The 8537-nt window shown below is 62.0% G+C and carries 10 protein-coding genes; 1 reads left to right on the top strand and 9 read right to left on the bottom strand.

Features of this window, described 5'->3' with window-relative positions; translation table 11 throughout:
- The 9 genes from A3M7_RS0137255 to phnF form a co-directional block, all read right to left on the bottom strand.
- Positions 1-525 (bottom strand): phosphonate ABC transporter ATP-binding protein (locus A3M7_RS0137255; RefSeq protein WP_027548451.1); only part of this gene is annotated, 525 nt, incomplete at its 3' end.
- Between the two features lie 94 nt (positions 526-619).
- Positions 620-1795 (bottom strand): alpha-D-ribose 1-methylphosphonate 5-triphosphate diphosphatase, encoded by a 1176-nt coding sequence (locus A3M7_RS0137260; protein ID WP_027548443.1) that lies wholly within the window; start codon positions 1793-1795, stop codon positions 620-622.
- Positions 1782-2420: an ATP-binding cassette domain-containing protein gene (locus A3M7_RS0137265; RefSeq protein ID WP_245284409.1), complete on the bottom strand. Its 639-nt coding sequence runs from the start codon at positions 2418-2420 to the stop codon at positions 1782-1784. The genes A3M7_RS0137260 and A3M7_RS0137265 overlap by 14 nt, the downstream gene beginning before the upstream one ends.
- A gap of 77 nt (positions 2421-2497) precedes the next feature.
- The gene (locus tag A3M7_RS0137270) at positions 2498-3319 is read right to left on the bottom strand and encodes an ATP-binding cassette domain-containing protein (RefSeq protein WP_245284410.1); all 822 of its coding nucleotides are present in this window, start codon (positions 3317-3319) and stop codon (positions 2498-2500) included.
- Entirely contained in the window at positions 3316-4230 is a 915-nt protein-coding gene (locus A3M7_RS0137275; RefSeq protein WP_027548446.1) for an alpha-D-ribose 1-methylphosphonate 5-phosphate C-P-lyase PhnJ, read from the bottom strand. Before A3M7_RS0137275 ends, A3M7_RS0137270 begins: the two co-directional genes overlap by 4 nt.
- Entirely contained in the window at positions 4227-5303 is a 1077-nt protein-coding gene (locus tag A3M7_RS0137280) for a carbon-phosphorus lyase complex subunit PhnI (RefSeq protein WP_027548447.1), read from the bottom strand. The genes A3M7_RS0137275 and A3M7_RS0137280 overlap by 4 nt, the downstream gene beginning before the upstream one ends.
- Complete coding sequence (phnH, locus tag A3M7_RS0137285) at positions 5303-5839, bottom strand: phosphonate C-P lyase system protein PhnH (RefSeq protein ID WP_027548448.1); 537 nt, start codon at positions 5837-5839, stop codon at positions 5303-5305. The genes A3M7_RS0137280 and phnH overlap by 1 nt, the downstream gene beginning before the upstream one ends.
- A complete protein-coding gene (gene phnG / locus A3M7_RS0137290; RefSeq protein ID WP_027548449.1) occupies positions 5836-6273 on the bottom strand; it encodes a phosphonate C-P lyase system protein PhnG in 438 nt (145 codons plus the stop codon). The genes phnH and phnG overlap by 4 nt, the downstream gene beginning before the upstream one ends.
- A 32-nt stretch (positions 6274-6305) precedes the next feature.
- Entirely contained in the window at positions 6306-7061 is a 756-nt protein-coding gene (phnF, locus tag A3M7_RS0137295) for a phosphonate metabolism transcriptional regulator PhnF (RefSeq protein WP_027548450.1), read from the bottom strand.
- A gap of 951 nt (positions 7062-8012) precedes the next feature.
- Here phnF and A3M7_RS0137300 point away from each other — a divergent pair.
- Positions 8013-8537, top strand: a 525-nt coding sequence (locus tag A3M7_RS0137300) for a phosphonate ABC transporter ATP-binding protein (RefSeq protein WP_027548451.1), incomplete at its 3' end; no start/stop codon positions are given.

Below are 8537 nucleotides of genomic sequence, written 5' to 3' on the forward strand. Positions count from 1 at the left end.
CGGCTCGTCGGCCAGAATGAAGTCCGGCGACTGAACGAGCGCACGGGCGATCGCCACGCGCTGCTGCTGGCCGCCCGAAAGGGTGTCGGCGCGTTGCAAGGCATGCGATAGAAGCCCGAGCCGGTCCAGCGCCTTCGCGGCCGCAAGTCGTCGCTCTGCTGAGAACTGTTTGAACAGCACCGGCACCGTCGCACAGTCGGCGACCGTGCCGATCAACACATTGGTAAGGACGTCGAGCTGGCCCGTGAGGTTGAAGTGCTGAAAGATCATGGCGCAGCGTGATCGCCACTGACGCAGCGCCCGCCCTTTGAGCGCGCTGACTTCGGTGTCGCCAAAGAGGATGCGCCCGGCGGTCGGCTCAACGAGACGGTTGATGAGCCGCAGCAGCGTCGATTTGCCCGCACCGGAACTGCCGATTACGCCCACGAACTGGCCGGGCGGAATGGTGAGAGTGATTCCGTTAACGGCAAGCCTAGAGCCAAAGTGGCGGCTAATCTTGGCGAGGAGAAGTGGTTGCCTGTCCATGTCGGAACCGTGCCAGCCCCCTGTTACGATCAGGATTCATTCGAATGAATTTTTGATGACATTCGAATGATTCCCCACGGTCGAGATAGTGAGCTTAAGCCGCGTTGGCGCAGGCGGTCCCGGCGAGATGTCCGTTGGAATAGACGACCCGGCCGGCGCTGAAGGTCGCGATGACATGCCCGATACCCTCGTCGTCGGCGAGGACGAGGTCCGCGCGTTTGCCCGGCGTGATCTCGCCTCGGTCGCTGAGCCGCAGCGCTTCGGCGGCGTTGGCGCTGGCGAGACGCGCCGCACCGGCAAGACCGCGTGGATCGGTGCGGGCGAGTTCCAGAACGGCGGGCAGCATCGCCGAAGGGTGGTAATCCGCAGCCAAGATGTCCAGCAATCCCGCGCGATGCGCCTCGCGCGCGGAAAGATTGCCGGAATAGCTCTCGCCGCGCAGAGCGTTTGGTGCGCCCATTGCGGTGCGCAGGCCTCTTGAACGCGCGGCGTCGGCGGCCTCGGCTGTGACCGGGAATTCGCTGATGACGACGCCGAGCGCAGCCATCATTCCGACCTTGCGCGGCGTATCGTCGTCATGGCTTGCCATCGCTACATGATGGACGCGGCAAGTCTTTGAGATCGCGGAAAGCGTGGCGGCTAGTTCCTGCTCCGGGCGGCAGCCCGCCTCGATGCGGCGCGCGACGGTGTCCGCCGCTTCCGATTGGGAAAGGCCCTTTTCCGCGGCAATGGAATCGATGAGTCGCTCGATATCCCGGTACTGCCCTTGCCCGGGCGTGTGGTCGGTCAGCGAAATCAGGTCGACGCTGCCTTCGGCGATCAGTTCGTCGATCACCTCAAGGGCCTTCGGAAACGTGATCTCGAACCGCGCATGGATCTTGTGGTCCACCAACAGCCGGCCTCGCATCCGCTTCAATTCGCGAATCACAGAGGATGTGTGGTCATAGCTCCGCAAATGGCCGTAGGTCGAAGACAGACTGAAGGAGAGCGCCGCATAGGCCGTAGTGATCCCGCAACCGGCCAGGTTGCGGTCGAGATCGCGCAGGCCAAGTTCCATAGGCATGTGCACACGCGGTCGCGGCTCTATCTCACGCTCGATCATGTCGCCGTGCATGTCGATGAAACCGGGCAGCAGTAGGAGGCCCTTGCAGTTGATCCCACCCCGTACCGGTGCCTCGACGATTTCCCCGATAAGGCCATCCTCAATCAGAATGGAAGCGCGTTCGAGCACGGTGTTTGGTAGCACCGCGCGGACATCACTCAGCCACATCGGCCATCTCCTTCAAACTCAGCATCAACTGCATATCGATCAACTCGGCAATGTCTTCAGGATGGTGGAAGACGCCGATCATCGCCACACCCTGCGCTTTCAGTGCGCCGAGGCGCCGGATCAGCGCCTGCCGCGCACCGGCATCGAGGCTGGCAGTAGGTTCGTCGAGGAGCAGCAGGCGCTGAGGCAGCACAAGCGCCCGAGCGAGATTGACCTTCTGTTGCTCGCCGCCCGAGAAGGTCGTCGGATAGGCGCGCCAGAGCTCGCGTTTGACGCCAAATTCGTCGAGCCAGCGGCGGGCCTCGTCGAGCGCCCGGGCCTGCGGCCAGCCCGCAAGGTGAAGCGGTTCGGCCACGAGCTCTTCGGCGGCGACACGCGGCCGGGCGACCAGGAACTGGGTGACGAAACCGATGTCCCGCCGACGCAACGCTGCGACGTCGATATCCGCTGCGGTGGCGAGATCGATCCGACCTTCCGCTGCATCGAACCAGATGTGGCCGCCCTTGGGTACATAGCTGCGATAGAGCGTCCGAAGCAGCGTCGACTTGCCGACGCCGTTGCTCCCGCGGAGCAGCAGGAACTGTCCTGGAAAGAGCCGGAAGCTCACGTCGGAGAAGGCGAGCACGCGCTGCTGTAGATGGTGGATATCGAAATGCTTGGAGAGGTCCTCGACCTCAAGCACGGGGCGAGACATATCGGGCCTCATAGCTTGGCGTGGACGAGCGACTGTGTGTAGGGATGCTGCGGATCCTGGAATATTTGGTCCGCTAGCCCTTCCTCTACTACACGGCCCTTCCGCATCACCATCACGCGGTCTGCCATGGTGCGTATCACGCCGAGATCGTGGCTCACTAGGACCATGGTGATAGCGCGCTCCCGCTGCAACCGCTTTAGCGTATCGAGCACCAGAGCCTGCACCGAGACGTCCAGGCCAGTGGTTGGCTCGTCAAGCAGCAGAAGCGCCGGTTCCAGCGCGATCGCCTTGGCGAGTTGGACGCGCTGCTGCATGCCGCCGGAGAGTTCGATCGGCGGGGCGTCCATGCGCTCGAGCGGGAATTCCGACGCATCGAGCGCGTCACGGGCACGCGACCGAAGCGCCGAAAAACGCCGTTCACCAGAGATCAGCAAGCGCTCGGCGACATTGCCGGATGACGAGTTACGCATCAGCAGACCGAGGTGCGGATTTTGGTAGACGATACCGATGTGGCGGGCACGCAGCATCCTGTGCGCGAAGCGATCAAGGGTGAAAAGATTCCCTGTCGCGCCAGGTATAGCGAGCCTGTAGTCGCCCTGATCTGGACTGTCCTCAAGGTTCATCATCCTGAGCAGCGTGGATTTGCCCGACCCCGACTCCCCGACAATGCCAAGGACCTCGCCGGGATAGACCGCGATGTCCACATCATTCAAGGCTGTCACATCACCGAAGCGACGTGAGACGCCGCGCATCGCCAGGACCGGTTGGGTGCGGTTCAGCTTCGGCGCATCGAGATTGCGCTTGAAGGATGGTGCTTCAATGAGGTTCACGGCATCATCCCGTTTCGGTACCATGTTGCGCCGATCAAGACGTCTTCGCCTGCGGCACGGCGGAGCGACTTCTGGCAGAGGCCACTATCGGACAGTTCGAACAGTGAGCCACCATCGTGCTGCGGGATCTCGTTCATGAAGAAGCCCTTCAGACCCGAACGGGAGCAGGTGAGATGGGCATGATCTTCGACCCGATACGGCACGTCGGAGAAGGCGAGCGGCTCAACCTTTGTGAAGGGTGGCACGGCGTAAAGACGCTTTTCGCGACCAGCTGAAAGGAGTGTCAGATGGCGTGCCATATGCAGTTTGGGCACGTCCCATCGCGGAATCGGCGACGGTGACATGACATAGCGGCCGTTCACCAGGGAGGGATATTCGGTGGCCTGCATGATGCGACCCGTCCGCACCATCTGCTCATAGAGGATCAACCAGAGCTTGGCGTAATCGGCGTCGGCGTGCATTTGTCGCGCCGTTGAAATATGGTGCTCGACGGGCCGTAGCGGCTCCGGTTCGGGGACCTGAAGAACCAGGATTTGATCTTCCCGCATGATTTCCTCGGGGACCCGATGGCGCGACTGGATGATCGTTGCCTCGCATGTGTCGGTGGTCTCGCGGGCACCCGAGACCCTCGACAAGAAGCGGCGAATAGAAGCCGCATTGACACCGTCATCCGCGCCTTGGTCGATGACCTTGACCACCGAGGACGGCTTCAGAAGCGTCAAGGTCACCTGCAGGCCCCCCGTGCCCCAACCGCGTGCCATGGGCACTTCGCGGCTTGCATAAGGGATCTGGCACCCTGGAATTGCGATCGCCTTCAAGAGTTTGCGACGAAGCTCTCGTTTTGCGGAGGGATCGAGAAAGCCATAGGACAATAATTGTGATGGTCGCGTGAGTTGGTTCAGTTTCTTCATTCGGCTGGTTCCTCGACGACATCGTGAGATGCCCTGTCGGCGCGTTTCCGTCGTGCATCGCGCATCGCATCGAGCGTGGATTGGAACGTCACATAGTGGGGCAGCTTGAAATGCTGGCAGAAACCCGCACCTTCCACGGGCTCAGTGTGCGAGAGGAAGAACTCCTCTTCAAAGGGCGATCCTTTGGTTGCATGTCGCTCGTTGAGGTCGAGCGTACCGCCGGCAATGATCTTGACCTCATTCCAACCCAGTGTTGCACAGAAGCCAAGCTCGATGGTTTCAACGCCTGCCTTCGAAGCGACTTCGGCCTGGGAGACCCTGACACGCCCCGCCGAGAAGACCGTGCCGCGAGGATGCGTAATCTCAACGTCCGCTTCGACCAGGCGAAGCTCGTTGACGGTCGGATGGGCAGCGCCGTATCCGCGCATCACCGCGTAACCGAACGCCATCAAACCGCCTGTATCAGCACGCGCAAGGCTTTGGAGCCTGTGCGCACGGCTCGCTGGAAAGAGCAGCGGCTCTCGCGTGAGATCGGGGATATCCTGTTTGGGGATGTCGTCCCGCTCGAAATCGATGACAAGTCCTTGGGTCTTCTGCCATGACGCAAGTGACGGTTGATGCGGAGGAGCCGGCTCCGCGCTCGGCTCCACCGGCTCTGGTTCTAAATCGGCCCCATCCAGAACATCTGTGCGTAAGATGCGATGCGAATAGTCGAGGGTCGGGCCCAGGATTTGACCACCGGGGATATCCTTGAAGGCCGCCGAAATTCGACGATGCGTAAAAAGCTTGTCTTGGATCAGCGGTTCGGCGACGGCAAGGCGCGGCTGTGTCGTTCGCCAGGCCCGCAACAACAAAATGGCCTCGTAGAGATCACCACCCGACTGCGCCAGCGCGAGCGCAGCCAGTCGGGGCGCATAGAGAGACGCCTCGCCCATAATCCGGTCAACCAGCCACGGAAGCGCACGTTCGATTCCATCGACCCGGGCCGTGTCGATTTTCCCCAGCCGTTCTCGATATAATCGCTCCGATTGGTCGATCGCCCTTTCTCCGCCGCGTGCTGCAACATAAGCCATCAGAGCACCTCCACCATAGTCGAGCGCGGCAGGCAGACGACCCGGCGTCCCTCGACGAGAACGAGCTCAAAGCCGGCAGGATAAGGAATGCGCGCCCGCACCTCCCAGAAGGCTGGAGCAATCGCAGGCGATATTGTTAGAGCTCCATCGAGCCCGGGACCGGTCAGCCGGACATGTGGGCCGTTGTTGAGCGCTACTGACGCCACCATGGTCGCGCCCTGGTCGGGATATATAGGCGAGCCGGTTCCTACGGAAGTCGCGAGAGCCGCCGTTAGCCGGCCCGACAGGAAGAGATGGTCGGCCTCCTCAAGCGGGACGAAGGCGGCCCGGGTGCGCGCAAGCGGTTCGCGTAGGTCCGGATCGTCGCAATAGATGCGCGTCTCCAGATCGACGAGTGAGAGCGCGATGGGCAGCAGACCTTTTTTCGGAAGCACCTGCTCCGTGCCAGGCCTGGCCATAGCCCACATCAGCGCTTCGAAGGTGGCGTTGTCCCGTTGCTCCTCGTCGTCAGGAACTGGAAAAACGATCGCAGTCATCCGAAGGTCTCCATCTCGACGCGGGTCGCCTCGACCGCGCGCAGCGTTTGGCGATCCGTCTCGGCGATGATTGCGGCCTGGGCTTTGATGAAGGCGCCAATCCGTCCCTGCGCCACCCCCGCGAAGGTTGCCGCATCGATCAGCGCCATCGCCATCGCGTGCTCGAGGTCACGGCCGACCACCATCCCGTAGCCTTCTGCGCCCGCGAGCCTCACATGCGCCTCCGAAACCAGCACCTCACCAAGATGGAAGTCGGCGCCGCGGACGGTGTCCCGCATCGGCAGCATGACGAGACCGCTGCGGCTCTTGAGCACCTCGACTGCCCCGAGTTCGGGCAGGAGTTCTTCCGCAAACGTCTTGACTTGGCCAGCATTGCCGCGCGCAAGCGTCTCCAGCAGGCGGCGATGAGCTGGCTCTCCGTCGGCAGTCGTCATTGGTCTACCCCCTTCGCGCGGTGCAAGAAACGCTACTTGGTCTTGCGGCGGCGACGTCGCGAGCGGATCGGAATGTTCTCTGCGCCGTCGAACACGAATTGAACCCGGCTAGCAGCCCAGATCCCTTCCGAGTGGCCGATCGGCACCCCGTCCATGTCGATATCGACCTTGCGCACGACCAGCACTGGCTGTTCGATATGCTGTTGTAGGAGCTTCGCCTCCTCCTCGCGGGCGCGGCGCGAATGCACGCTGGTCGAGTTGCGCATATAGTCGGTGATGCCATAGGCGTGATAGGCTTCCGTGATCGAAAGTCCCTGGCGCCGCAGCTTCGCCCAATCGGGAAAGCGGGTGGCACATTGAAAGGTGAAGCCAAGACTGATGGGCACGCCATTGGCTAAGCTGCGCTGTAGCAGCTGATGCACCGGCGCGCCCTCGTGGAGTCGCAGAGCTTCCGCGACCCAAGCAGAAGCCGGTACGATATCCTCCGCGATGGTCTCGTCGCCGGGCTCGAAGCCTTGCGATAGTAGGTTCTGCCGAAAGCGGGTCCGCCGACCGACGTGGTAGTTCAGCTTCGGCGCAGCCTCGACAAAGGTTCCGCGCCCCTGCTCGATTCGAAGCTTGCCTTCGATTGCGAGCGCTGTCACTGCTCGACGCACCGAGTGGCGGCCGGCCTCGAACATACGGCACAGCTCTGGCTCCGTCGGCAATTGCGTGCCGGGCGTCAGCATACCGGAAGCGATCTCATCCGAGAGCCGGTCCCGAATGGCCCGCCAACTATCCCGAACCATGGAAAGCCCCCCATTCATTCGAATGAATTTGCTTTAGATGACTGACGTGACGGCTATGTGACGATGATCATGGCGGCCGCCGAGTGAGCGAGTCGAACTTCGGACGCGATCCCGCTTTCACCGCCTCGCGTGCGGCGTTCCCCGAAGCAGCAGCGCCAAACGAACATGTCGCAGACCGGCTCTAGTACCGAGGTTCTGCTGGCTCGCTTCACTGAGTTTTGAATCGACACTCGAGTCATGCGCCGTCTCTTAGAGCGTGCATAACACGGCCCGTCAGGAGCCGCGCCAGCGCACAGCCTCTATCCAGTTGGCGCCGCTGAGAGCACCTAAATGAAAATCGCATTGTCGATGTCATCGCTCCACGAGGGGCACGGCAGTACCGACACGGCAGCGCGTGTGGAAGAACGTGAACAGTTTCAAAACCCAAGGTAGCCCTTAGCGCAGCTGAGGTCAGATACACGATCCGCCAGCGATGATTGGCCAGGCCACCGGAGATGAAGCGGGCGGTTAGAATCCCCTTACAATTGCCCTTGGCGGCTGCGGCCAGGAACTTGAACGATCACGGCTAGCACGTGCGAGGTCGCAAGCCCGACGAACTGCGCGCTATTGCGCGAGGGGTCCCATTCATGGCCTGCGCGATCGATGATGGGGCTGCCTGCCGACCACGAGCCGCAGAGGCGCAATCAGATCATCCAGAGGGAAAATGTAGATCGGTCAAGAGTGTAGCCCGTCCCGGTCAACGTGGTGATGGGGCGGTTTCCGCGGGTGCAATCCCGAAGTCACTCGCGAGCGCAGCCGATGCTGGGATGTCGGCGAAGGCGTTTCTCAAAAGTCGCCCTTTGCCCTGGCGGCCCCTCTCTTGCAGGGAGCGGAAAGGGGAATCATTCGAATGTCATCAAAAATTCATTCGAATGAATCCTGATCGTAACAGGGGGCTGGCACGGTTCCGACATGGACAGGCAACCACTTCTCCTCGCCAAGATTAGCCGCCACTTTGGCTCTAGGCTTGCCGTTAACGGAATCACTCTCACCATTCCGCCCGGCCAGTTCGTGGGCGTAATCGGCAGTTCCGGTGCGGGCAAATCGACGCTGCTGCGGCTCATCAACCGTCTCGTTGAGCCGACCGCCGGGCGCATCCTCTTTGGCGACACCGAAGTCAGCGCGCTCAAAGGGCGGGCGCTGCGTCAGTGGCGATCACGCTGCGCCATGATCTTTCAGCACTTCAACCTCACGGGCCAGCTCGACGTCCTTACCAATGTGTTGATCGGCACGGTCGCCGACTGTGCGACGGTGCCGGTGCTGTTCAAACAGTTCTCAGCAGAGCGACGACTTGCGGCCGCGAAGGCGCTGGACCGGCTCGGGCTTCTATCGCATGCCTTGCAACGCGCCGACACCCTTTCGGGCGGCCAGCAGCAGCGCGTGGCGATCGCCCGTGCGCTCGTTCAGTCGCCGGACTTCATTCTGGCCGACGAGCCG

This window comes from Bradyrhizobium sp. WSM2254, from assembly GCF_000472645.1.
GTDB classification, from domain to species: Bacteria; Pseudomonadota; Alphaproteobacteria; order Rhizobiales; family Xanthobacteraceae; genus Bradyrhizobium; species Bradyrhizobium niftali.

Coding starts and splice junctions, on each gene's coding strand:
- A3M7_RS0137260 (WP_027548443.1), bottom strand. CDS start 1,795: ATGTGGCTGAGTGATGTCCGCGCGGTGCTACCAAACACCGTGCTCGAA.
- A3M7_RS0137280 (WP_027548447.1), bottom strand. CDS start 5,303: ATGGCTTATGTTGCAGCACGCGGCGGAGAAAGGGCGATCGACCAATCG.
- phnH (WP_027548448.1), bottom strand. CDS start 5,839: ATGACTGCGATCGTTTTTCCAGTTCCTGACGACGAGGAGCAACGGGAC.
- A3M7_RS0137275 (WP_027548446.1), bottom strand. CDS start 4,230: ATGAAGAAACTGAACCAACTCACGCGACCATCACAATTATTGTCCTAT.
- phnF (WP_027548450.1), bottom strand. CDS start 7,061: ATGGTTCGGGATAGTTGGCGGGCCATTCGGGACCGGCTCTCGGATGAG.
- phnG (WP_027548449.1), bottom strand. CDS start 6,273: ATGACGACTGCCGACGGAGAGCCAGCTCATCGCCGCCTGCTGGAGACG.